This is a genomic window from Pseudomonas sp. GW821-FHT01A09 (genome assembly GCF_058986725.1).
Map to the genome: position 1 here is coordinate 217,783 of NZ_JBYSWB010000004.1, position 23,770 is coordinate 241,552.

General features: G+C 63.7%; 16 protein-coding genes and 1 riboswitch. Of the genes, 8 read left to right on the forward strand and 8 right to left on the reverse strand.

Annotated features, from left to right (window positions below; genetic code table 11):
- Window positions 1-142: 142 nt before the first annotated feature.
- On the forward strand, window positions 143-1,312 hold the full coding sequence (locus AC3WJP_RS07120) for an MFS transporter (protein ID WP_493720471.1): 1,170 nt from the start codon (window positions 143-145) through the stop codon (window positions 1,310-1,312).
- 183 nt (window positions 1,313-1,495) lie between these two features.
- Window positions 1,496-2,752 carry a cation:proton antiporter gene (locus AC3WJP_RS07125; RefSeq protein ID WP_493720470.1) on the forward strand — a complete coding sequence of 419 codons (1,257 nt, stop codon included), beginning with the start codon at window positions 1,496-1,498 and terminating at the stop codon, window positions 2,750-2,752.
- Window positions 2,753-2,855: 103 nt separating this feature from the next.
- Here the strand turns inward: AC3WJP_RS07125 and AC3WJP_RS07130 are convergent, their stop codons facing one another.
- Window positions 2,856-3,251, reverse strand: coding sequence for an acyl-CoA thioesterase (locus tag AC3WJP_RS07130; RefSeq protein ID WP_493720469.1), 396 nt, complete (start codon window positions 3,249-3,251; stop codon window positions 2,856-2,858).
- 321 nt (window positions 3,252-3,572) lie between these two features.
- Window positions 3,573-3,671, forward strand: a riboswitch (S-adenosyl-L-homocysteine riboswitch).
- A gap of 21 nt (window positions 3,672-3,692) precedes the next feature.
- Between AC3WJP_RS07130 and ahcY the strand changes: the two genes are divergently transcribed.
- The 4 genes from ahcY (at window position 3,693) to rhlE2 (ending at window position 9,277) form a co-directional block, all read left to right on the forward strand.
- Entirely contained in the window at window positions 3,693-5,102 is a 1,410-nt protein-coding gene (gene ahcY / locus AC3WJP_RS07135; RefSeq protein ID WP_493720468.1) for an adenosylhomocysteinase, read from the forward strand.
- Window positions 5,103-5,267: 165 nt separating this feature from the next.
- The gene (metF, locus tag AC3WJP_RS07140; protein WP_493720467.1) at window positions 5,268-6,113 is read left to right on the forward strand and encodes a methylenetetrahydrofolate reductase [NAD(P)H]; all 846 of its coding nucleotides are present in this window, start codon (window positions 5,268-5,270) and stop codon (window positions 6,111-6,113) included.
- A 176-nt stretch (window positions 6,114-6,289) separates the two neighbouring features.
- Window positions 6,290-7,126, forward strand: a complete 837-nt coding sequence (locus AC3WJP_RS07145) for a substrate-binding periplasmic protein (protein WP_493720466.1) — start codon at window positions 6,290-6,292, stop codon at window positions 7,124-7,126.
- Between the two features lie 240 nt (window positions 7,127-7,366).
- Window positions 7,367-9,277, forward strand: a complete 1,911-nt coding sequence (rhlE2, locus tag AC3WJP_RS07150) for an RNA helicase RhlE2 (protein WP_493720465.1) — start codon at window positions 7,367-7,369, stop codon at window positions 9,275-9,277.
- 225 nt (window positions 9,278-9,502) lie between these two features.
- Here the strand turns inward: rhlE2 and AC3WJP_RS07155 are convergent, their stop codons facing one another.
- The 3 genes from AC3WJP_RS07155 to AC3WJP_RS07165 form a co-directional block, all read right to left on the reverse strand.
- Entirely contained in the window at window positions 9,503-10,099 is a 597-nt protein-coding gene (locus tag AC3WJP_RS07155; protein WP_493720464.1) for a YceI family protein, read from the reverse strand.
- Window positions 10,100-10,132: 33 nt separating this feature from the next.
- Window positions 10,133-10,684, reverse strand: a complete 552-nt coding sequence (locus tag AC3WJP_RS07160) for a cytochrome b (protein WP_493720463.1) — start codon at window positions 10,682-10,684, stop codon at window positions 10,133-10,135.
- Between the two features lie 266 nt (window positions 10,685-10,950).
- Window positions 10,951-12,693: a flavin monoamine oxidase family protein gene (locus AC3WJP_RS07165; protein ID WP_493720462.1), complete on the reverse strand. Its 1,743-nt coding sequence runs from the start codon at window positions 12,691-12,693 to the stop codon at window positions 10,951-10,953.
- Between the two features lie 234 nt (window positions 12,694-12,927).
- Between AC3WJP_RS07165 and AC3WJP_RS07170 the strand changes: the two genes are divergently transcribed.
- On the forward strand, window positions 12,928-14,334 hold the full coding sequence (locus tag AC3WJP_RS07170) for an adenosylmethionine--8-amino-7-oxononanoate transaminase (protein ID WP_493720461.1): 1,407 nt from the start codon (window positions 12,928-12,930) through the stop codon (window positions 14,332-14,334).
- Between the two features lie 142 nt (window positions 14,335-14,476).
- Window positions 14,477-15,196, forward strand: coding sequence for a 16S rRNA (uracil(1498)-N(3))-methyltransferase (locus AC3WJP_RS07175; RefSeq protein ID WP_493720460.1), 720 nt, complete (start codon window positions 14,477-14,479; stop codon window positions 15,194-15,196).
- Window positions 15,197-15,295: 99 nt separating this feature from the next.
- On the opposite strand, the gene trhA is transcribed toward AC3WJP_RS07175, so the two are convergent.
- The 4 genes from trhA to AC3WJP_RS07195 form a co-directional block, all read right to left on the reverse strand.
- Window positions 15,296-15,913, reverse strand: a complete 618-nt coding sequence (gene trhA / locus AC3WJP_RS07180; protein ID WP_493720459.1) for a PAQR family membrane homeostasis protein TrhA — start codon at window positions 15,911-15,913, stop codon at window positions 15,296-15,298.
- Window positions 15,914-16,040: 127 nt separating this feature from the next.
- The gene (locus AC3WJP_RS07185) at window positions 16,041-16,493 is read right to left on the reverse strand and encodes a chemotaxis protein CheW (protein ID WP_493720458.1); all 453 of its coding nucleotides are present in this window, start codon (window positions 16,491-16,493) and stop codon (window positions 16,041-16,043) included.
- Window positions 16,486-21,657 carry a hybrid sensor histidine kinase/response regulator gene (locus AC3WJP_RS07190; RefSeq protein WP_493720457.1) on the reverse strand — a complete coding sequence of 1,724 codons (5,172 nt, stop codon included), beginning with the start codon at window positions 21,655-21,657 and terminating at the stop codon, window positions 16,486-16,488. Before AC3WJP_RS07190 ends, AC3WJP_RS07185 begins: the two co-directional genes overlap by 8 nt.
- A 56-nt stretch (window positions 21,658-21,713) precedes the next feature.
- On the reverse strand, window positions 21,714-23,762 hold the full coding sequence (locus AC3WJP_RS07195; protein WP_493720456.1) for a methyl-accepting chemotaxis protein: 2,049 nt from the start codon (window positions 23,760-23,762) through the stop codon (window positions 21,714-21,716).
- Between the last annotated feature and the right edge of the window lie 8 nt (window positions 23,763-23,770).

Here is a 23,770-nt window from a genome sequence, read left to right on the forward strand (position 1 = left end):
CGCCCCCATTTATCGGCCCGATATACTAGGCCTTAATCCGTCATATTCAGTAGCGCTTCGCAACAATTCCAATAAGTCCTTCGCCCGTTCGGGCCGTCGGCATGCGCACGCCTGATCGTATCAACCATAGGGATCACTCCGCATGCCACTCGCTTTATATGCATTGGCCATCGCCGCATTCGGCATCGGCACCACGGAATTCGTCATCATGGGGCTGCTTCCGCAAGTCTCGGCCGACCTGGGCGTCAGCATTCCCAGTGCCGGCCTGTTGATTACCGGCTATGCCCTGGGCGTGGTGTTCGGTGCGCCGATCCTGGCGGTCGCCACCGCCAACATGCCGCGCAAGGCGACCCTGCTGGGCATGACCGGGATGTTCATCCTCGGCAACGTGCTGTGCGCCGTCGCCCCCAATTACATTTCGCTGATGGCGGCGCGGGTAGTCACGGCGCTTTGCCACGGTGCCTTCTTCGGCATCGGCTCGGTGGTGGCCGCCGGCCTGGTGGCGCCGAACAAGCGGGCCCAGGCGATCGCCTTGATGTTCACCGGCCTGACCCTCGCCAGTGTGCTCGGCGTGCCGCTGGGTACGGCGCTGGGCCAGGTCGCCGGCTGGCGTGCGACCTTCTGGGCGGTATCGGCCATCGGTATCATCGCGCTGATCGCCCAGGCCATCTGGCTGCCACGCTTCATTACCATGGAGCGCGGCAACCTGATGAGCGAGTTCAAGGTGCTGGGCAAACCCAACGTGTTGCTGCCGCTGACCATGAGCGTGATGGCTTCCACCAGCCTGTTCAGCGTGTTCACTTACATCGCCCCGATCCTGCAGGACGTCACCGGCATCGGTCCCCATGCGGTGACCATCATGCTGCTGCTGTTCGGCGTCGGCCTCACCGGTGGCAGTCTGCTGGGCGGGCGCCTGGCGGACACCAAGTTGCTGCCGGCGCTGATCGCCATGGCGATTGCCGTGGTGGTGGTCATGGTGATGTTCACCCAGACCAGCCGCTCGGTGATTCCAGCGGCGATATCGCTGGTGCTGTGGGGTGTGGCCGCATTCGCGCTGTGCCCGATCCTGCAGTTGTTGATCATCGACCAGGCGGTGGAGGCGCCCAACCTCGGCTCGACCCTCAACCAGAGCGCCTTCAACCTCGGCAATGCGCTGGGTGCCGGGCTCGGCGGGGCGGTGGTTGCCAGTGGCGCCAATCTCGCGCAACTGCCTTGGGTGGGCGCCGCGAGTGGATTGATGACGTTGCTGACCGCGGCGTATTTCATCTATCGCCAGCCGCATTGGGCTGCACAGGCAGAGACGGCGCCTTGAGCTGATGTCGGCGCTCGCGGGCTGATTCGGTGGAGAGGGCGCTTGCTCCCGAGAGGCCTCGGCTGACACCCCAAGGTGAACCAGTGCCGGCCTCTCGGGAGCAAGCCCCTTCTCCACAGGATCGGCGCAGGCCGGCCATATGTGCTTTCATGTATTTTTTATGCAACTGCTACAGGATGTCTGATGCTTGAGCTTGTCGCCGCGTTTATCTGTTTGACCACCCTCCTGACGTACGTGAATTTCCGCTTTATCGGCCTGCCCCCGACCATCGGGGTGATGGTCACTGCCATGCTGTTTTCGTTGATTCTGCAGGTTCTGAGCTTTCTCGGTTTTCCCGGCCTGGAAGATCAAGTGCGGGCGTTGATCGGCCAGATCGACTTCGGGGATCTGCTGATGAACTGGATGCTGTCGTTCCTGCTGTTCGCCGGTGCTCTGCACGTCAACCTGGCCGACCTGAAAAGCTACCGCTGGCCGATCGGTTTGCTGGCGACCTTTGGCGTACTGATCGCCACCTTCGTGATCGGCACCCTGGCATTCTGGATTTTCGGCCTGTTCGGCTGGCATGTGAGCTTTCTCTATTGCCTGCTGTTCGGCGCGCTGATCTCGCCCACGGACCCGATCGCGGTGCTCGGCGTGTTGCGTACGGCCAACGCCTCCAAGCCGCTGAAGACCACCATTGTCGGCGAGTCGCTGTTCAACGACGGCACCGCCGTAGTGGTGTTCACCGTGCTGCTGGGCATCGCCCAATTGGGCGAGACGCCGACCTTGGGCGCCACCGCCATGCTGTTCGTGCACGAGGCCGTGGGCGGCGTGCTGTTCGGCTGGCTGATCGGTTATGTGGTGTATCGCATGATCAAGAGCATCGAGCAGTATCAGGTTGAAGTGATGCTCACACTGGCGCTGGTGATCGGCGGCTCGGCGATGTCCGCAGAGCTGCATGTGTCGGCGCCGATCGCCATGGTGGTGGCGGGCCTGATCATCGGCAATCTGGGGCGCAACCTGGCGATGAACGACATGACCCGCCGCTATATGGACGGTTTCTGGGAGCTGCTGGACGATATTCTCAATGCGCTGCTGTTTGCGCTGATCGGCATGGAGTTGCTGCTGTTGCCATTCTCGTGGCTGCACCTGAGCGCTGCGGGCCTGTTGGCGGTGGCCATTCTGCTGTCGCGCTGGCTCACCGTGGCACCGGCGATCGCCCTGTTGCGGCGCTGGCGCACGGTGCCGCGCGGGACCATCCGGGTGCTGACCTGGGGTGGTTTGCGCGGCGGGGTGTCGGTCGCCCTGGCGCTGGCCCTGCCACTGGGTCCGGAACGTGACCTGGTGCTAAGTATCACCTACATCGTGGTGCTGTCGTCGATCCTGCTGCAGGGTTTGACCATCGGGCCGCTGGTGAAATCGGTGACACGCGCCTCCGCATCGGAAAACGCCGGGCATTGACACTGTAGCGAGGGGGCTTGCTCCCGATAGGCCGGCATTGGGACACCGCTTTGTGTCAGTGCCGGCCTATCGGGGGCAAGCCCCCTCGCTACAAGGGTAACGGCTACTCAGGCTGCTCGAACTGATCCTTGATATAGCGAATTTGCGTGCGCCCGTGGGGCGCCGGCAGGCCGTCTTCACCGAGGTTGACGAACACCAGTTTGTCGACCGTGAGGATGCTCTTGCGGGTGATCTTGTTGCGCACTTCGCAGGTCAGGGTGATGGAGGTGCGGCCGAACTCGGTGGCGGTGATCCCCAGCTCGATGATGTCGCCCTGGCGCGAGGCGCTGACGAAGTTGATCTCCGAGATGTACTTGGTCACCACCCGCTGATTGCCCAGCTGGACGATAGCGTAGATGGCCGCCTCTTCGTCGATCCAGCGCAGCAGGCTGCCACCGAACAGCGTGCCGTTGGGGTTGAGGTCTTCGGGCTTGACCCATTTGCGCGTGTGGAAATTCATGCTCGCTCCTGACTGTTCGACCGGGGATGCGACCATCATCGCAGACACGACGGCGTGACTCTATATGGCGTTTGTCTATGGGGTCGATTAGGCAGCGCTGCCACAGCGCGGGGTAGCGAGGGGGCTTGCCCCCGATCCGGTGGTTCAAAGATCGCGAGAGGATTGGCACGCCAGTCGGGGGCAAGCCCCCTCGCTACAGGACTAGGCGACCCACCACCCGGCAGGATTTGCACATAACCCTTGGGAAGCACTGCCCGCCCATATATAATCCCCCTCGCTTCACTTCGACGGCCCTCTCTTCAACCGGGCCGTTCCCGCCACCTGTCCGAGGGGCGCTGCAGCAGGTCTATCCTGTCAGGCTCGGATGGGGCGTTGATCGCCGGACTTGCCGGCACAAACGCACAACGGCGCCCATTCGCACACTACGAATGGAGGCTCTTTATGAGCGCTGTAATCACGCCTGCAGATTTTTCCGACTACAAAGTGGCCGACATGTCCCTCGCTGCCTGGGGCCGTCGTGAAACCATCATCGCCGAATCGGAAATGCCAGCACTGATGGGCCTGCGCCGCAAATATGCCGGTGAGCAACCACTCAACGGCGCGAAAATCCTTGGCTGCATCCACATGACCATTCAGACCGCCGTGCTGATCGAAACCCTGGTTGCCCTGGGTGCCGAAGTGCGCTGGTCGTCGTGCAACATTTTCTCCACTCAGGATCAGGCCGCTGCCGCTATCGCCGCTGCCGGTATCCCGGTGTTCGCCTGGAAGGGCGAAACTGAAGAGGAGTACGTGTGGTGCCTGGAGCAGACCATCCTCAAGGACGGTCAGCCATGGGACGCCAACATGATCCTCGACGACGGTGGCGACCTGACTGAACTGCTGCACCACAAATACCCGGCCATGCTGGAAAAAATCCACGGCGTGACCGAAGAAACCACCACCGGCGTGCACCGTCTGCTGGACATGCTGGCCAAGGGCGAGCTGAAAATCCCGGCCATCAACGTCAACGACTCGGTGACCAAGAGCAAGAACGACAACAAATACGGTTGCCGCCACAGCCTCAACGACGCCATCAAGCGCGGCACCGACCATCTGCTGTCGGGCAAGCAAGCCCTGGTGATCGGCTACGGCGACGTGGGCAAGGGCTCGGCCCAGTCGCTGCGTCAGGAAGGCATGATCGTCAAGGTCACCGAAGTCGACCCGATCTGCGCCATGCAAGCCTGCATGGACGGTTTCGAACTGGTGTCGCCGTTCATCGACGGTATCAACGATGGTTCCGAAAGCAGCATCGACAAGGCCCTGCTGGGCAAGATCGACCTGATCGTCACCACCACCGGTAACGTCAACGTCTGCGACTCGAACATGCTCAAGGCCCTGAAAAAGCGTGCCGTGGTCTGCAACATCGGTCACTTCGACAACGAAATCGACACCGCCTTCATGCGCAAGAACTGGGCATGGGAAGAGGTCAAGCCGCAGGTGCACAAGATCCACCGCACCGGTGCTGGTGCGTTCGACGCCCAGAACGACGACTACCTGATCCTGCTGGCCGAAGGCCGCCTGGTGAACCTGGGCAACGCCACGGGTCACCCAAGCCGCATCATGGACGGTTCGTTCGCCAACCAGGTGCTGGCGCAGATCTTCCTGTTCGGCCAGAAGTACGCCGACCTCAGCCCGGAGCAGAAAGCCGAGCGTCTGACCGTTGAAGTACTGCCGAAGAAACTCGACGAAGAAGTGGCCCTGGAAATGGTTCGCGGCTTCGGCGGCGTGGTCACCAAACTGACCAAGCAGCAGGCCGACTACATCGGCGTCGACGCCGAAGGCCCATTCAAGCCGCACGCTTACCGCTACTGATTGATGCTACCGAGGCGCGCCCGGCTCCCTGTGGGACCGGGCTCTGCCCGGGAAGAACACGCCGCGGTGGCCACTTGTACTGCGGTACCGGCTTCCCGGGCAGAGCCCGGTCTCACAGGGGCGTGCAGCGCCTTCAGGCTTTCGAGTTTCAAGATAGGTGTCATCATGTCCCAGGAACGCCGCTTCAGCTTCGAATTCTTCCCGACCAAGACCGACGCTGGGCACGAAAAACTGCTGACCGTTGCCCGTCAACTGGCCAGCTACAACCCCGACTTCTTCTCCTGCACCTACGGTGCCGGGGGCTCCACCCGCGATCGTACCTTGAACACCGTGCTGCAACTGGAGCACGAAGTGAAGGTACCGGCCGCGCCGCATCTGTCGTGCGTGGGCGACAGCAAGGCTGACTTGCGCAGCCTGCTGAGCCAGTACCAGGACGCCGGCATCAAGCGCATCGTCGCGCTGCGGGGCGACCTGCCTTCGGGCATGGGCATGGCCAGCGGCGAGCTGCGTCACGCCAACGACCTGGTCGAGTTCATTCGCGCCGAGACCGCCGAGCATTTTCATATCGAAGTCGCCGCCTACCCGGAGATGCATCCGCAAGCGCGCAACTTCGAGGACGATCTGCAGAACTTCGTGCGCAAGGCCAATGCCGGCGCCGACAGCGCGATCACTCAGTACTTCTTCAACGCCGACAGCTACTTCTACTTCGTCGAGCGCGTGCGCAAGCTGGGCGTGAGCATCCCGATCGTGCCGGGCATCATGCCGATCACCAACTACAGCAAGCTGGCGCGCTTCTCCGACGCCTGCGGTGCCGAAATCCCACGCTGGATCCGCAAGCAACTCGAAGCCTACGGCGACGACGCCAGCAGCATCCAGGCATTCGGCGAGCAGGTCATTACCGAGATGTGCGAGCAACTGCTGCAAGGCGGCGCACCGGGGTTGCACTTCTATACCCTCAATCAGGCCGAGCCGAGCCTGGCGGTGTGGAACAACCTCAAGCTGCCGCGCTGAAAAAGGCCCGGATACCTGTAGCGAGGGGGCTTGCCCCCGATTGCGATCTGTCAGCCACAGCAAGGGGGCTGACACTTTTTTTCGGAGGCAAGCCTCCTCGCTACCCCCTATTTATTCATTGTCGTTCAACGGCTTGCCTCTAGCCATCGACCGCCGCGCGTCGTAATCTCCACGACATGCCTGCATACGCCCTCCTACTGTCTGCGCTGCTGATCACTTGCCTGAGCCTTCGCGCCCACGGCGAGAGCCTGCGTATTGTCACCGAGCCCTGGGCACCTTACGTCTATCTGCAGGACGGCAAACCCACCGGCATCGACTACGAAATCACCGCGCTGGTGTTCAAACGCCTGGGCATCGATGTGGAATGGCAATTCCTGCCCTGGCGCCGCTGCCTGATGATGCTCGATGAAGGCAAGGCCGATGGCGCGCTGGATATTTTCGAATCCACCGAGCGCGACAGTACGCTGCTGTACCCCTCCGAACCGCTGTCCCAGGTCGAGTTCGTGCTGTTCCAGGCTAAGGCGCGGCCCCATCTGTTCGCCAGCCTGAACGATCTGCGGGGCCTGAAGATCGGCACATCCCCGGGCTTCATCTACGGTCAGGAATTTCGTGATTCGCGGCTGTTCGAGCGCGAGACCGCACCCACCCTCGAGGCCAATTTCGGCAAATTGCTGCTGGGGCGCGTCGACATGGTGATCACCGATCGCCGCGTTGGCCGCTACGCCGTCAAGGCGCTCGGCCTGCAGGATCAGGTCGAGGAGCTGCCGATCATGGTCAGCCGTGATCCGCAGTACCTGGCGGTACGCCGTAACGCCGGGATGGACCTGCTGGTCCAGCGCTTCGCCGCCGAACTGCGCCGCTTCAAGCAGGAGCCGGCCTACGCCGAGCTGATCACCCGCTACGCCCACATCGCGCCGGCCGCCGCCCCGGCGCCCACCAGCAGCCGCCAGACCGAACCAAAATCCGCCAAGTCCGTGGAATTCTCTGACAAAAGTGCAGCCGTTGAGCAGTAGGAAAGCGGCGCAAAGAGATTGCTCTGTTATACTCGGGCCTTCCCGCCAGGCTTACGCCCGGACGCTCGACCTCGCAAAAGGCTCCTTATTCGCTCTCCACCTCGGCTTCTCGCCAGGTAAGGCGGCCTCGGAATGCGCATTGGAGGCCCAGCAGGACCGGACGCGACCGCGCCAGAGAGCCCCCGTCGCGCCAGGCACGATTATCCCTCGGGCACAGCCCTCACTTAGACAGGATTACTCATGTCCTTTGCTTCCCTCGGTCTCTCCGAGGCTCTAGTCCGCGCCATCGAGGCAGCGGGCTATACCCAGCCCACTCCGGTGCAACAGCGGGCCATCCCCGCCGTGTTGCAAGGTCGCGACCTGATGGTGGCAGCACAGACAGGTACAGGTAAGACAGGTGGTTTCGCCCTGCCCATCCTCGAGCGTCTGTTCCCCAACGGTCACCCTGACAAGTCCCAGCGTCACGGCCCGCGCCAACCGCGCGTACTGGTCCTGACCCCGACGCGTGAACTCGCCGCCCAGGTGCACGACAGCTTCAAGATCTACGCCCGCGACCTCAAGTTCGTCAGCGCCGTGATCTTCGGCGGTGTCGGCATGAACCCGCAGGTGCAAGCCATGGCCCGCGGCGTCGACGTGCTGGTCGCCTGCCCCGGTCGCCTGCTCGATCTGGCCGGCCAAGGCAGCGTCGATCTTTCCCATGTTGAAATCCTCGTCCTCGACGAAGCCGACCGCATGCTCGACATGGGCTTCGTCCATGACGTCAAGAAAGTCCTCGCGCGGCTGCCGGCCAAGCGTCAGAACTTGCTGTTCTCGGCAACCTTCTCCAACGACATCACCGCTTTGGCGGGCAAGTTGTTGCACAACCCCGAGCGCATCGAAGTCACGCCGCCGAACACCACGGTCGAGCGTATCGAACAGCGCGTGTACCGCCTGGCTGCCAGCCACAAGCGCTCGCTGCTGGCGCACCTGATCACTCAGGGTGCCTGGGAGCAAGTGCTGGTGTTCACCCGCACCAAGCACGGCGCCAACCGCCTGGCCGAGTACCTGGACAAGCACGGCCTGAGCGCCGTGGCCATCCACGGCAACAAGAGCCAGAACGCGCGTACCAAGGCCCTGGCCGACTTCAAGGCCGGTGACGTGCGCATCCTGGTCGCCACCGACATCGCCGCTCGCGGCCTGGACATCGATCAGTTGCCCCACGTGGTCAACTTCGAGTTGCCCAATGTCGATGAAGACTACGTGCACCGTATCGGCCGTACTGGCCGCGCCGGACGTTCGGGCGAGGCGATCTCGCTGGTCGCGCCGGACGAAGAAAAACTGCTGAAAAGCATCGAACGCATGACCAAGCAGAAAATCGCCGACGGCGACCTGATGGGCTTCGATGCCAGCACCGTCGAGGCCGAAAAGCCCGAAGTGCGTGAGCGTCCACAGGCCAACAAGCCGCGCAATGCCCCGCGTGCTCCGCGCGAAGGCACGGCAGCCAACACCAATGGCGGCGGCGGTCGTAAAGACAAAGGCAAGGATAAAGGCAAGGAAAAGCCCGCCGGGGCGCGTTCTGAACGCCAACCCCGTGACTCGAAACCTCGTCAGGCTCAGCAGCCTGCACAAGCCGCAGCGCCTCGAGCGCCGGCTGACCGTGCACCGGACGAGTTCCGGGACGATGAAGTAGACAACTTCGGCAACCGCGCCGACTACGTCAGCCCTTACCAGGGCAAGAAGGACCAGAACCGCGGCCGTCGGCCCGGCGTTCCTGGTGCAGCCACTGGTGCTGCTCCAGCCGCGCGCCAGGGTCGTCCGAGCGCTCCACGCACTGGCGCCCCGGCTGGCGAAGGTACCAAGCGTACCGGCGGCGGTCCTCGCAATGGCAGTGGTGGCGCCCGTAACGGCGGTGCTGGCAACGGCGGCGGTGGCCGTAACGGCCAGGCCCGTCGCGAAGGTGGCGGCGGTCGCGACCGTCGTCCGGCGCGTGATGACCAGCCAATGGTCGCCCGCGAAGAGCCTGCGGTAAGAAACCCCAGTGGCACCGCGCCGAAGATCGTGCACAAGGAGTCGAAGATCGATCGCTTCCCCACGCCCGAGCAACTGGAAGACTTGCCGAGCCGTCCGCGGGGCGAAAAGCCCGCGCTGCTGACGCGTAACCGCGAAGGCTGAGGTTAGCCTCGAGGGCCCCTTCGCGGGCAAGCCCTGCTCCCACAGATGTGAGGCTTACATCTGTGGAAACCTCGGGGGCCCCTTCGCGGGCAAGCCTTGCTCCCACAGATGTGAGGCTTACATCTGTGGGAGCAGAGCTTGCTCGCGAAGAGGCCGGTAAGGCTGGCACAAAAAAACGCCGCATTCCTTGTTCAGGACTGCGGCGTTTTTTATTGCCTCAGCGAATTACTTCGCTTTCACACCTTCAAAGCTGAAGTCCAGCGTCAGTTCGTTGGACGCTGGGCCCAGGTCCATCATCTTGCCGAAATCCTGACGGTTGATGGTGGTGGTGCCGTTGAAGCCGGCACGGTAGCCACCCCATGGATCCTTGCCTTCACCGTTGAAAGTCGCCTTGATCACGACTGGCTTGGTGGTGCCGTGCAGGGTCAGGTCGCCCGTCACGTCAGCGGTCAGGTGGCCAGCAGCGTCTTTACCGGTAGGCTTGACGCTCGTGGATTTGAACGTGGCGGTTGGGTACTTGGCCACGTCCAGGAATGCATCGCTGCTGATGTGCTTGTCGCGTTCGGCCTGGTTGGTGAACACGCTGGCGGTCTGCAGGGTCACGTCGATCTTGGTGTCTTCAGGCTTGGCGGCATCCCAGCTGAAAGTACCTTTCCAGTCTTTGAAAGTACCGTGGATGTAGCTGTAGCCCAGGTGGCTGATAGTGAAGTCGACGAAAGCGTGCTGGCCTTCCTTGTCGATGGTGTAATCGGCGGCCATGGCCTGACCTGCGGTCAGCAGCGCGGTACCGATAGCCAGAGCAGCGAGAGTCTTTTTCAACATTGCGATCTATTCCTTTGGAAGTTTAGTGTGGCTTCAGGCTTTACGACCCAGCATGCGAATCAGGGTCGCATCACGGTCGATAAAATGGTGTTTCAAGGCTGCCAGGCCATGCAGTACGGCGAAGATCACCACGACCCAGGCAATGTACAAATGGATTTCCCCGGCCGTGTCCGCCTGATCGGGCAGGTTGGACACTAGCGCAGGTACGTCGAACAAGCCAAACACCGAGATTCCGACACCATCTGCGGTGGAAATCAGATACCCGGCAATCATCAGCGCGAACAGCGCAACGTATAGAAACATATGCCCCAGATGCGCGGCGATGCGGGTCAAGCGGCCTTGATTGGGCGTCGGTGGCGGCGGCGGACTGATCCAGCGCCAGATCACCCGCAAGACCATGAACGCGAACAGCACCAGGCCGATGCTCTTGTGCAGGTCCGGGCCTGCCTTGCGCCATGGATCGTAGTAGCCCAGGCCGACCATCCACAGGCCGAGGGCGAACATGCCGAACACGGTGATGGCCACGCCCCAGTGCAGGAACACACTGAGCGCACCATATCGAGAGGAGGAGTTACGTATCTGCATCGCTGCCATCCTGTAAGAACTGCGCTCAAGATTATCGTTTTATCTATCGAATGAAAGCGCAAATAATCGCTTTTAACTATCGATAGATTCGATAATTAAAGTTTGATACAGACTCATTAAGCCAATATTAAGCGAGTCGAATCACAGGATAGACGCGAATAACGTAGTGAGGGGGCTTACTCCCGAGACGCCGGTACTGACACCACGCAGTGCGTGACAATACTGGCCTCTCAGGAGCAAGCCCCCTCACCACAGAGAACCGCCGACTATTGCGCCGGGGCGGGATCAGCCTTGGCAGCAGGCTTCTTGACGATCGGTTTTTTCTCGGCTGCCTTTTCAGGCGCAGTTTTTTTCGGGGCAGGATGAGTGGTTTTTTTCGCCGGTGCCTTGGCTGCAGGTTCAACCTTGGCAGGCACTGGAGCAACTTGCGCAGGCACTGCAACCGGCGCAGGTGCGACAGGTACAGGAGCGGGCGGCACAGGAGCCGGGGCTGGGGCTGGAGCTGGAGCAGGCGCCGGAGCAGGCGCCGCAGGCTTGCCACCGAACAGATTGGAGAAGAACCCGCCTGGCGCCGCCTTTACAGGTGCTGGCGCCACCACCGGCTCAGGCTTCTTCACTACCGGGTCGAAGGATTTACCGGCCAGCAGATCCTGCGCCTGGCTGGCGGCGCGCTCACCACTGCGCAAGGCGCCTTCCAGCGTGCCCGGATACAGCGCATCGGTGTGCTCGCCCGCGAAGATCACCCGCTGCAGCGGACGCTCCCACAGGCGCCAGAACTTGCTGATCTGCCCAGGCCCGAACGCCAGGTAAGCACCACCAGTGGACGGGTCGGTGCTGTAGCGGCGGATCTCATAACCGGTGAAGGCCCCGCGCGCTTCTGGGTAATACCCGTGCAGACGAATCAGCACCTGATCGACCATCTGCTTGTCGCCGAACGTCTGCAACAGCCGCGCGTTGTCGCCGGACACGTTGATGATGACGTTGGCACCGCCCTTGAGCGCGGGCTCGATCCACATCATGCCCAGGCCGGCGTTGCTGTAGATCTCGCCAGACAACCGCGCCTTGCTCTCCCACACCGGGGTCTTGAACTTGAGCATGATCTGGTCGCGCCAGCCGTAGTTGGTGCCCTTGATGGCCGCCAGATGCTGGGCATCCAGGGCCGGCGTCAGCTGAATGTGCGTGAGCGCACGCAGAGGCACGGCCAGTACCACGTAATCGGCCTGGTAACCCACATTGCCGACCTTGACCGTGACGCCGTCCTTGTCCTGATTGATGGCCGAAACTTCAGCGCCGGTCTTGAGCACCTTGATCTGCTTGAGCAGCGCCTGGGCCAGCACCACACTGCCGCCAGGCAGGCGCGCGGCGCGCATGTCACGGTCGTCGACGTCTTGGTAGACGCGGGTCTGCTGGGCGAAATACAGCAGCGACAGGCGCGACGGCTCGTCGTAACGGGTACGGATCTGCTGATTGACCAGTTGCCGCGCGGTAGCGGGCAGATTGAGCTTGTCGAGCCAGCTGGAGACGTTGATCTGGTCGAGGGCGAACAAGGTCGCATTGGCCGCCGGGTTGAGCGGGTCGCTGATCGAGCGCGCCAGATCGTCCCGGGTCTTCTCGTAACGTTGCAGGGCCTGCGCGGTGTCAGGCTGCTTGGTCACCAGGTCGGCGGCGGTGAAATACTCGCCGTCGATCAGGTAGCCGGGCGTACGCACATACTCCGGCGCCGGCACTGTCGCCAGCTTGAAGGTCTGCAAGTACCTGTTCAGCAGCGGTTGGGCCTTGGCGTCGCCGATCCACTCGCTGGAGGCCAGGCCGGAACGCCCGCCCACGCTGGACCGCGCTTCGAGCACGGTCACCTGCCAGCCTTTGCTCTGCAGTTCATAGGCGGCGGTGAGGCCTGCCATCCCTGCACCGACGACGATCGCCGTGGGTTGTTTCTCCTGCCCGAACGCTTGCGCGCTGAACAGTCCAATCATTACCAGCGCACAGGCGCGCAGCCAACCAGCAGACATTCAGCGAACTCCGGAAACAGGGCAGTAGAAGGGGCAACGAACGCCAATGATGGCCAAGTGCAGCGAAGGATACGCGAGCGCCGATAGCCCCGCCAGCATCGCCTTTTGCCGTCAGCTTTTGCCCGCCGGATGCAAATCAATGGCCGTCACGGGTTGTTCCGCGGGCAGGCATTGCATAGGCTTGCGCGATTGTTTGCCGAGCGCGCCAATGCGGTCGCTGCCAGGAGAGAAAAAATGGGCCTCAACGACCAGTGGATGCAACGGGACCTCAAGGTCCTTTGGCACCCCTGCACCCAGATGAAAGACCACGAACAGCTGCCCCTCATCCCGATCAAGCGCGGCGAGGGCGTGTGGCTTGAAGACTTCGAAGGCAAGCGTTACCTCGACGCCGTGAGTTCCTGGTGGGTCAACGTGTTCGGGCATGCCAACCCGCGCATCAATCAGCGCATCAAGGATCAGGTCGACCAGCTGGAGCACGTGATTCTCGCCGGCTTCAGCCACCAGCCAGTGATCGAATTGTCAGAGCGCCTGGTAGCGATCACGCCCGAGGGCCTGACGCGGTGCTTCTACGCCGATAATGGCTCATCGTGCATCGAAGTCGCGCTGAAAATGAGCTTCCACTACTGGATCAACCGCGGCCAGCCGAACAAGAAGCGCTTCGTCACCCTGACCAACAGCTATCACGGTGAAACCATCGCCGCCATGGCCGTGGGCGACGTGCCACTGTTTACCGAAACCTACAAGGCGCTGCTGCTCGACACCCTCAAGGTGCCGAGCCCGGATTGCTACCACCGCCCGCACGGCATGAGCTGGGAAGAGCATTCGCGGAACATGTTCGCGGCCATGGAACAGACCCTGGCCGAACACCACGACACGGTCGCGGCGGTCATCGTCGAGCCGTTGATCCAGGGCGCGGGCGGCATGCGCATGTACCACCCGGTGTACCTCAAGCTGCTGCGCGAAGCCTGCGACCGCTATGGCGTGCACCTGATCCACGATGAAATCGCGGTCGGTTTCGGCCGTACCGGCAGCATGTTCGCTTGTGAGCAGGCCGGCATCCGCCCGGACTTCCTGTGCCTGTCCAAGGCCCTCACCGGCGGCTACCTGCCGCTGGCGGCCTGCGTGACTACCGAGGAGGTGTACAGCGCCTTCTACGACGACTACCCGACCCTGCGCGCCTTCCTGCATTCCCACAGCTACACTGGCAACCCGCTGGCCTGCGCGGCGGCATTGGCGACCCTGGACATCTTCGAAGAAGACAACGTGATCGCCAACAACCGCGCATTGGCGCAGCGCATGGCCACCGCCACCGCGCATCTGGTCGATCACCCGCACGTTGCCGAGGTGCGTCAGACCGGCATGGTGCTGGCGATCGAGATGGTCCAGGACAAGGCCAGCAAGACGCCATACGCCTGGCAGGAACGTCGCGGCCTCAAGGTGTTCCAGCATGCCTTGACTCGCGGTGCGCTGCTGCGTCCGCTGGGCAGTGTGGTGTACTTCCTGCCGCCGTATATCGTCACGCCGGAGCAGATCGACTTCCTCGCCCAAGTGGCCAGCGAAGGCATCGATATCGCCACCCGCAGCGATGTGAGCGTGGCGGTGCCGGCAAACTTTCATCCGGATTTTCGCGACCCCGGCTAGTCCGGTCTTCACCTGTAGCGAGGGGGCTTGCCCCCGAATGATGGCTACATCACCGCGCCGTGCCTGACACACCGAATCGGGGGCAAGCCCCCTCGCTACAGTGCTCGCACCGGCTATACGAATATTCAAAGAGACACCGCAAATGCGCCTTTCCCGCTTCTTCATCGACGCCCCCCTGAGCCTCGGCGAGCACGAACTGCCCGAGGCCCAGGCCCACTACATCAGCCGCGTGCTGCGCATGGCCGAGGGCGATGCCGTGCAACTGTTCGATGGCTCGGGCCAGGAGTTTCTCGGCGCGCTGCTTGAAGTCGGCAAGAAGCGCGTCAGCGTGCGCCTGGATCAGGCCGTCGCCGGCCAGCCGGCTTCATCCCTGTCCATCCACCTGGGCCAGGGCCTTTCACGCGGCGAGCGCATGGACTGGGCGATTCAGAAAGCCACCGAGCTGGGCGTCGACGCGATCACGCCGATCGTCAGTGAACGTTGCGAGGTGCGCCTCAAGGACGAGCGCGCCGATAAACGCCTGCTGCATTGGCGGCAGATCGCGGTCAGCGCCTGCGAGCAATGCGGCCGCTCCACCGTACCGGTCATTCATCCACCGCAACTGTTGGCCGATTGGCTGGCCGCCAGCGACGCGGCGCTCAAGCTGGTGCTGCATCCGGTGGCCGAACCGCTGACCCGCCACCCGGCGCCTGCCAGTCTGGCGTTTCTGATCGGCCCGGAAGGTGGGCTGTCCGACGCGGAAGTCGAGCAGGCCCAGCGTAGCGGCTTCCACTCGGCACGCCTCGGCCCGCGGGTACTGCGCACCGAAACCGCGCCCGTAGTTGCGCTGGCAGTCGCCCAGCAGCTGTGGGGCGACTTCTAGGAACCCCGTAGCGAGGGGGCTTGCCCCCGAAAAAAGTACAGCCGCCGCAGATCTGTGGACTGATACCTCTTTGGGCGGCGAGCCCCCTCGCTACAGGGGTCAGATCACATAGAAAAACACCGCGATAAAGTGCAGCACGCTCCCGGCGATGACAAACAAATGCCAGATGCCATGAGCGTGACGCAGACGATGATCCAGGGCGAAAAAGATGATGCCCAGGGTGTAAAACACCCCGCCCCCCGCCAGCCAGGCGAACCCCGCCACGCCCAGCGTCGCCAGCAGCGGCTTGACCGCCACCAGCACGATCCAGCCCATCACCGCATAGATGACGATGGACAGGATCCGCGCTTCACTGCGCGGCTTGATCTCCTGCAGCATGCCGATCACCGCCAGCCCCCAGACCACTCCGAACAGGCTCCAGCCCCAAGGCCCGCGCAAGCTCACCAGGCAGAACGGCGTATAGCTGCCGGCGATCAACAGGTAAATGGACAGGTGATCGAGCTTTTGCATCACCACCTTGGCCCGCCCGCGGACGCTGTGATACACGGTGGAAACGCTGTAGAGCACCATCAGGGTGACGCCATAGATGGCCACACTGACGATCTTCCAGGGATTGCCTTGCAGGCTGGCCAGTACCAATAGCCAGATGGCGCCGACGCTCGCTGCCACTGCGCCGACCAGATGAGTCCAGGCGTTGAGTTTTTCGCCGTGATACATGCAGTTGAATCTCCATGGCCAAAAATTCAGGCCCTATGCTACACAGCCGATGTGAAAAAAATCTGATGGTGCAAATGTCACGGCGCCTGAACCGGCCTCTTCGCGGGCATCACTTCCACCACAGCTTTCAATAACTCAACAACAACCGCTCCAGGCCATCCAAGTCCGGAATCTTCGCCACCCGGTCGCTGATCTGCACCGCCGCCAGCTCCAGCTCGGCCAGCGGCACATCGACATAGCTCAATTGGCTGTCGACCTTGCAGGAGCGTGGCACGCCCTGGATCAGGATCGCCATGAACTGCAGCGGCCCGTCGCTCAGGCAATTGAGCACCACGATGCGTGCGTCCTCGCCGACCACCACGGGGGCACCGCAGGCGGCCTCGAAGCTCACCAGCGGAATCTGCAGCTCGCGCCAGACGATCATCCCCAGGTGCCACACCGGCGCGCCCTGCACCGGCTGGCGCAGCTGATAGTCGATCAATTCGGCCACGGCCACATTGGGCAGCACCAGGCTGCGGTCGGCCAACGGCAGCATCAGCGTGGTCAAGGTGGTGCGCGGCGCGCTGGTGAAGTCAGGCATGCTGACCACTCCACTGAGCGATGCTGTCGAGCAACTGCGCCTCCTGATAGGGCTTGCCGAGGTAGTCGTTGACGCCGATCGCCAAGGCGCGGTCGCGGTGCTTGGCGCCGGTGCGCGAGGTGATCATGATGATCGGCAGGTCGAGCAGACGCGGGTCGCGGCGAATCTGCGTGGCCACTTCGAAGCCGTCCATACGCGGCATTTCGATGTCCAGCAGCAACACGTCCGGCCGCTGCTCGCGCAACAGGGCCAGCGCCTCGACCCCGTCGCGGGCCGTGAGCACCTGCATGCCCTGGCGTTCGAGCAAGCGGCTGGTGACCTTGCGCACCGTGACAGAGTCGTCCACCACCATCACCAGCAGCGGCCTCGGCACGGCCTGCTCGGCGGCCCCGTAAAAGCGCTCGTCGCTGTGCAACGCACCATGGATCTGCCGCGCTTGATGCGCACGAATCTGCGCCAGCAGATCGAGGATCAATATCACGCGCCCGTCCCCCTGAATGGTCGCGCCGGACAGCCCCTGCACCGCCGCCATCTGTATGCCGAGGCTCTTGACCACGATCTCCCGCGAACCGGCCAAGGCATCCACCTGCACGGCCACCTGATGATCGTGGGAGCGAATCAGCAACAACGGTACCGGCACCGTCTGCCCCAGCAGCGCTGGGCGCTGAGCGCAATGCAGCAGATCGCCCAGATAACGCAGTTCGAAATCCTGGCCGCCGTACACATAGTGCGGATCCGCGGCCTTGTAACGCGCCGCCAGCTCGGCCGGCGGCACGCGCACGATACCTTCGATGGTGTTGAGGGGCACGGCATACAGCTCGTCGGCACACTGGACCATCAAGGCACGGTTGACCGACACGCTGAACGGCAGCCGAATCCGGAAGGTCGCGCCGCTGCCGGTGCTGGAGTGGATGGTCATGGAGCCGCCGAGCTGCTTGACCTCTTCATGGACCACGTCCATGCCCAGCCCGCGCCCGGAAATCTGCGTGACCTTGGCCGCCGTGGAAAACCCCGGCTGCAGGATGAACTGCAGGATGTCGTGATCGCTGACATCGCTGGCCGGGTCCAGCAGGCCGCGCTTGATCGCCTTGTGACGCACCGCAGCCAGCGGCACGCCGGCACCGTCGTCGCTCATTTCGAGCACTACTTCGCTGCCTTCGTGCACCAGGTTCAGGCTGATCCGCCCCTGCGCCGGCTTGCCCGCCGCCACACGGGCCTCGGTGGACTCCAGGCCGTGGTCGACGGCATTGCGCAGCATGTGCTCCAGCGGCGCGATCATCCGTTCGAGAACGCTGCGGTCCATCTCGCCATCGGGGTTGCCGATATCGAATTCCACCTGTTTGCCCAGCTCGTCCGCCACCTGCCGGACGATCCGCTGCAAGCGCGGCAGCAGCCGGCCGAACGGCACCATGCGAGTGCGCATCAGGCCTTCCTGCAGATCGGTGTTGACCCGCGCCTGATGGCCCAGCAGCGTCTGCGCGTCATGAGCGCGGGCGCTGAGGGTATCCCGGAGTTCGGACAGGTCGGAGGCCGCCTCGAACAACGAACGCGACAGCTGCTGTAACTGGGAATGGCGGTCCATTTCCAGCGGATCGAAGTCTTCGTAGCCCTGACAATCCGGCTCGCTGGCGCGGCGGCTGAGCACCCGCGCCTGGGCTTCGGTATCGAGGCGGCGCAACTGCTCGCGCATGCGTTCCAGGGTGATGTCCATTTCCAGCAGCGCGCTTTGGCCGTCGTTGACCTGCTGCTCGATGCGACTGCGAATGATCGACGCTTCCCCCGCCAGGTTGCCGAGGGTGTCGAGCACCTCGGCGGGCACCTTGACCATATCGGCCTGACCGCGCTCCGGACCGCTGGCGATGCCTTCAGGCGTGCCCGCCAGCGGGGGCACGGCAACCGGCGGCGCAACGGGCTCGGGCGGGCTGCTGAAGGTGCGAATGGCGTCGATCAGGGTGCTTGCCTGGGGCACCGGCTGGCCGCTGCGCACCAGATCGAGCATCTGCGCCAGGCGGTCCTGGCCTTTCTGCAGCAGGGTGAACAGCGCAGCGCCGGGCTGCAGGGTGCCGGCCGAGACGCTTTCGTAGAGGAATTCCAGCTCGTGGGTAAGATCGCCGATGGCGGCGATCTCGACCATGCGCGCGCCGCCCTTGAGGGTGTGCAGGTCGCGCAGAAGGTTTTCCACCTCGAGGCTGTTTTGCGGTTCGCCACGCCAGCGCAGCAGTGCCTCACCGGCGCTCTCGAGGATATCGCTGGCCTCTTCGAGAAAAATTTCCAGCAGCTCGTTGTCCGGGTCCGGTGTTTCCAGCGCGGCCTGGCGGCTGGCGTTCTGCAAGCTTTCGCTGATGGCGCTGGCGGCGCCCTGACGCCAGGCCGCGAGCGCCGAGACCAGCGCTTGCGCATCGCTCAGCGCCGCGCCCGCCTGATATTGGCGCAACAGCGAGGCAAGAGTTGCATGAGCTTCGGACAGCAGCGCGCCCAGGCGCTCATCGGCTTGCAGGCGTTTGTCCTGCAAGCCGAGATAAAGAGGCAGCAAGGCTTCGGCCAAGGCACTGATCGGGGCGACTTCGGCCATCTGGGCGCCGCCGTCGAGGGTTTCCAAGTCGTGGCGCAGGGCCGTCAATGGCGCGACGTTGTCGGGCTCGGCCAGCCAGCGCTGCAGCGCCTGATCGGCGCTGACGAGGATGTCCCGGGCTTCTTCGAGGAACAGCTGGGCGACTTCGTCCAGCTCGGCGGTACCTTGTAGCGAGGGGGCTTGCCCCCGATAGGCAGGGGCTGGTTCACCGCTGTGTGTCAGTTGTGGCCTCTCGGGAGCAAGCCCCCTCACCACAGCGTCCGGTGACAAGGCATCGATGGCGCTGGAGAGCTCGGTAACGCGCCCCGTGCCGTGCTCGACCAGCCCGGTTGCATCCGGCGCCAAGCCGCTCTCGAGCCATTCGCGCAAAGTAGCGATCTGCTCCGGCTGCGGATCGATCTCCTGGCCAGCAGCCACCTGGTCGAGCATATTGATCAGCGCCTCCTGGGCCTGCCGCGCGGCGGCGAAGAAGCCCGCACTGACAGCCACGCTGCTCTCCTCGACGGCGCCGTAGAGATCCAGCAACGCCTCGCACAACTCGTCCATTTCCAGCAGATCGGCCAGGTGCGCGCCCTGCCCCAGGGTGGTTAATTCGTCCAGCAGAGCGGTCAAGTCCTCACGCTGGGCGGGATGCTGCTGCCAGTGCTCGAGGCGGTGTTCGGCCTCCAGCAGAATATCCATGCCTTGTTCGAGAAAACGACTGACCAGCTGCGGCTCACGGCGCGCCCGCTGCGGCGCCTCGCTGCCCTGCTCGCCCCGCTTGCCACGCGCCACCACTTGCTGGACGAATTCGCCAATCAACGCCTCAGCCCCCTCGAGGACCGCCAGCGGCTCGGCCGGCAAGCGCTGGATACTGGCCTTGAAGGCGTCGAGCACCCGACGCAAGAGCTGCACCTGCGGGGCCTCGATGGCCCAGCGATGGCTCTTGAACTCGCGCACCATGCGGTCCATAGCGGTGGCCAGCGCGGCGATCGGCAGCACGCCGGCCATCCACGCGCTGCCCTTGAGGGTATGCACCGCCCGCTGAGCGGCATCGCTGACCGGAAGCGAGCCACTGTCGGCCGCGGTGCGCAGAAAGCCCTCAAGGGTGGCGAGGTGGGTCATGGCCTCGTGGCGGAAGATCTCCAGCAACTGCCGGTCGAAGCCATCGGCGTCGAATACCCCGGCGGCACTGAGGGCGATGGCTTCGAGGGCGCTGTCCGGCGCCAATCGGCCCTCGGTCAGGGCCACCAGCCGCTGCGCCAGCGGCTCGACGGCGGGGTGGTGGCGCTGGGTGTCGTGGGCGAAATCGTCGAGCAGCGCCGGCAACTGCGCCAGCACCTGCTCGATGGCCTGGAACACTGCCGGCCCGGGCTCGACGCAGTGGTCGACAATGCGGTTGAGCAGTTGCTCGGCGGCCCAGCACATCTCGCTGGCGACGCTGGCCGCGACCATCCGCCCACTGCCCTTGAGGGTATGCAGGGCGCGGCGCAGATCGATCAAGGCAGCGCCATGGGCGATCGGGTCCTGACGCCATTCAGCCAGGCTGTCGCGGGCCTGGGCGCTGAGTTCCGCCGCCTCTTCGAGGAAGATGGCGCGCAATTCTTCGTCGATAGGATCGATGTCCGCTGCGCGCGACACCGCCATCGCCGCGGGCTCGGGCGTGACCTCGGGCAGGCTTGCGGGCTCCACGACCTGGACGGGCATCGACAGCAGAGTGAGGCGCGCCAGGTTCTCCTCGGCGACGCCCAAGGCGGTATCCACCGGCGATTGCGGATTGTCCACGCGCCGGCCGAGATAAAAATCGATCGCCGTCAGCGCCGAGGCCAGCGCTTCGACGTGCGGGTCCTGGCTCAAGCCCGTTCCACCTTGCCAGTGCTGCAGGGCGTGGGTACGGCAGCGGCGCAGCAGATCGGCGGCACGTTGCAGGCCGATCATTTGCAGCGCGCCACGGACCTGATCGAGCAGTTGCGGCACGGCGTGCAGGGCCTGGTGCGGCTCGGGGCTGTGCTCGAAGCCGGGTTCCGAAGACGGGCCGCTGTCGAGACAATCGTCGATCAGGTCCAGCGCCTCTTGCAGGCAGGCGCGGGATTCGATCAGCACCACGCGGTGGATCTGCAGCATGTCCGGGCCCTGCTCCGCCGACTCCGACCCCGGCAACTCGCGCTCGCCGCCCTCGGTGGCGCCGACCATGCCGGCCAGGGTCGCCTCGACATACAACAGCGCTCCGGCCACATCCATCAGCACTGCATCATTGGGCTCGCGCTGCCCTTGGCTGAGGCCCTGAATCACCGCGACCTGATCGATGATGACCTTGCGCGGCTGACCGAAACCCAGCACCGCCAAGGTGTCGGCAACCTGACGCAAGGCCGGCAGCAAGCCGTTCAACGCGTCGAGGTGCTGGCGATCGCCCTGCACGAACTCATCGAGGCGCTGCTTGCTGTGGCGCAGTTCGTCGCACACGGCGCTGACCACCGAGCGCAAGGCATCGCGGTCCGGGCCTGCCAGCGGCGGCAGTTGCGGGCCCAGCAGGGCCTGACTGGCCTGTTTCAGCGATTCGGCCATGGCGCCCCTGAGCAAAGGCGCGGTGCCGTCATCCTGCCGATCAACCATAACGACTCCGATCAAAGTTCAGCGCCGGCCTGCTTTGCACGATCGACACGTCAGGATCAACGTGCATCGGAGGACGGCGGCAAAGTGAAACCCGAGACCGAACGGCGCATCTCGCTGGCCATGCGGGCCAGATTGCCGATGCTTTCGGCGGTGGTGGTGGAATCCGCCGAGGTCTGGCTGGTGATCTGCTGGATCACCGCCATGGTATGGGATATCTGCCCGGCCGAGGACGTCTGCTGCTGCGCGGCGTTGGAGATGCCCTGGATCAAGGCGGCGAGGTCCTGGGAGACGTTCTCGATTTCTTCCAGCGCCACCCCGGCATCTTGCGCCAGACGCGCACCGCGCACCACCTCGGCGGTGGTCTGTTCCATGGAGATCACCGCTTCGTTGGTGTCGGCCTGGATCGCCCGCACCAGCGTCTCGATCTGCCGCGTCGCCGAGGACGAACGCTCGGCCAGCCGTTGCACCTCGTCGGCGACCACCGCAAAGCCGCGCCCGGCCTCTCCGGCCATGGATGCCTGAATGGCAGCGTTGAGCGCCAGAATGTTGGTCTGGTCGGCAATGTCGTCGATCAGGTTGACGATGTCGCCGATTTCCTGGGAAGACTCGCCCAGACGCTTGATCCGTTTGGAGGTGTCCTGGATTTGCTCACGAATGTTGTCCATGCCGTGGATGGTGTTGTGCACCACCTCGTTGCCCTTGTTGGCGATTGCCACCGAGCGCTCGGCGACCTTGGCCGACTCGTAGGCGTTAGTGGACACGTGATCGATGGACTGCGCCATGTCGCTGATGGCCATGGAGGCATCGGTGATTTGCGTGGCCTGGTGCTCGGAGGCCTTGGCCAACTGCTTGGCGGTAGTCTGGGTGTCCTGCACGGCGCTGGCGACCGATTCGGCGATGTGGTTGATGGTCGCCACCAAATCGCGCAGCTGATCGATGGAGTAATTGATCGAGTCGGCGATGGTGCCGGTGAAGTCCTCGGTGACCGAGGCGGTCACGGTCAGGTCGCCGTCGGCCAGGTCTTCTATCTCATCGAGCAAACGCATGATCGCGGTCTGGTTGCGTTCGTTCTTCTGCGCCGTTTCGCGCAGCTGGCGGTTGGTTTCGCGCACCATCACCAGGCCGATGAAGATGATCGACAGCAGGGCCAGCAGGCCGAGGATGTAGCCGCCGATGGTGTCCAGCGAACGGCGCCCGGCCAGGTGCTCGAAGCCGGTGGCCAGACGCGAGGCTTCGTCCAGCAGGGTCTGGGACTGGGTAAAGATGTTGTTGGCGGCCACCCGCACCTTGAACAGCTCGGGGGACGTGGCGAGGATTTCATCCACGGACCCGGAGATGAATTCGAACAGTTCGGAGATTTCCTGCAGCCGCGCACGGGCATCGGCATCCTGCACCTGGGCGATGCGCTGGCCGATATTGCCATTGAGCATGCCGTTGAGCACCACGCCGAAACGTGTGGCGTCGCGGCCGAAGGACTCCGCGGCCTGGGCGGCGTTCTCGTCGCCGCCGAGCACGGTGTTGACCGAGCCGAGGATGCGTTCGGCCAGCAGTGACTGGCGCTGCGCCAACGCGACCTGACTGGCCGGTGCTCCGCGCTGCAGGAGGATTTCCACCACGCGCTCGGATTCGCGTTGCAACTGCGGCACGGTTTCGGCCAGGGTCGCGGCGACCTGATGCAGCGACAGCACCGTCTGCTCGCTGGCGAGGATGGCGTCAGTGTTCTTGCGCAGGTTCTCCCAGTCATGCTGGACGGTTTTCATCTCCTCGTGCACTTCCGGGGGCGCCGAGGGCAGACCGGTGCGTTTGTCGCCTTCTTTCAGATAGCCCCAGCGCCGATCGAACTCGTTGCGCGCGTCGCCCAGTTGCTTGAACGCATCGCCCTTGCCCGCCGCCGCTTCCCCGGCGTTCTTGGCGATGCGCTGGGACAGCACCCGCAGCTCACCAGCGTGGCCGATGTACTGTTTGTCGTAATTGGACTGGGTGTTGAGGTAGGCGAAGTTGGCGAACAGCAACATGATGAAAATGATCAGGGCCACGAACAGCCCGGCGATCTGCGCACTGCTGCGCGAGCCTTGAAGCGAGTTACCGGTCACGGCGGCCATCATTGCAACCT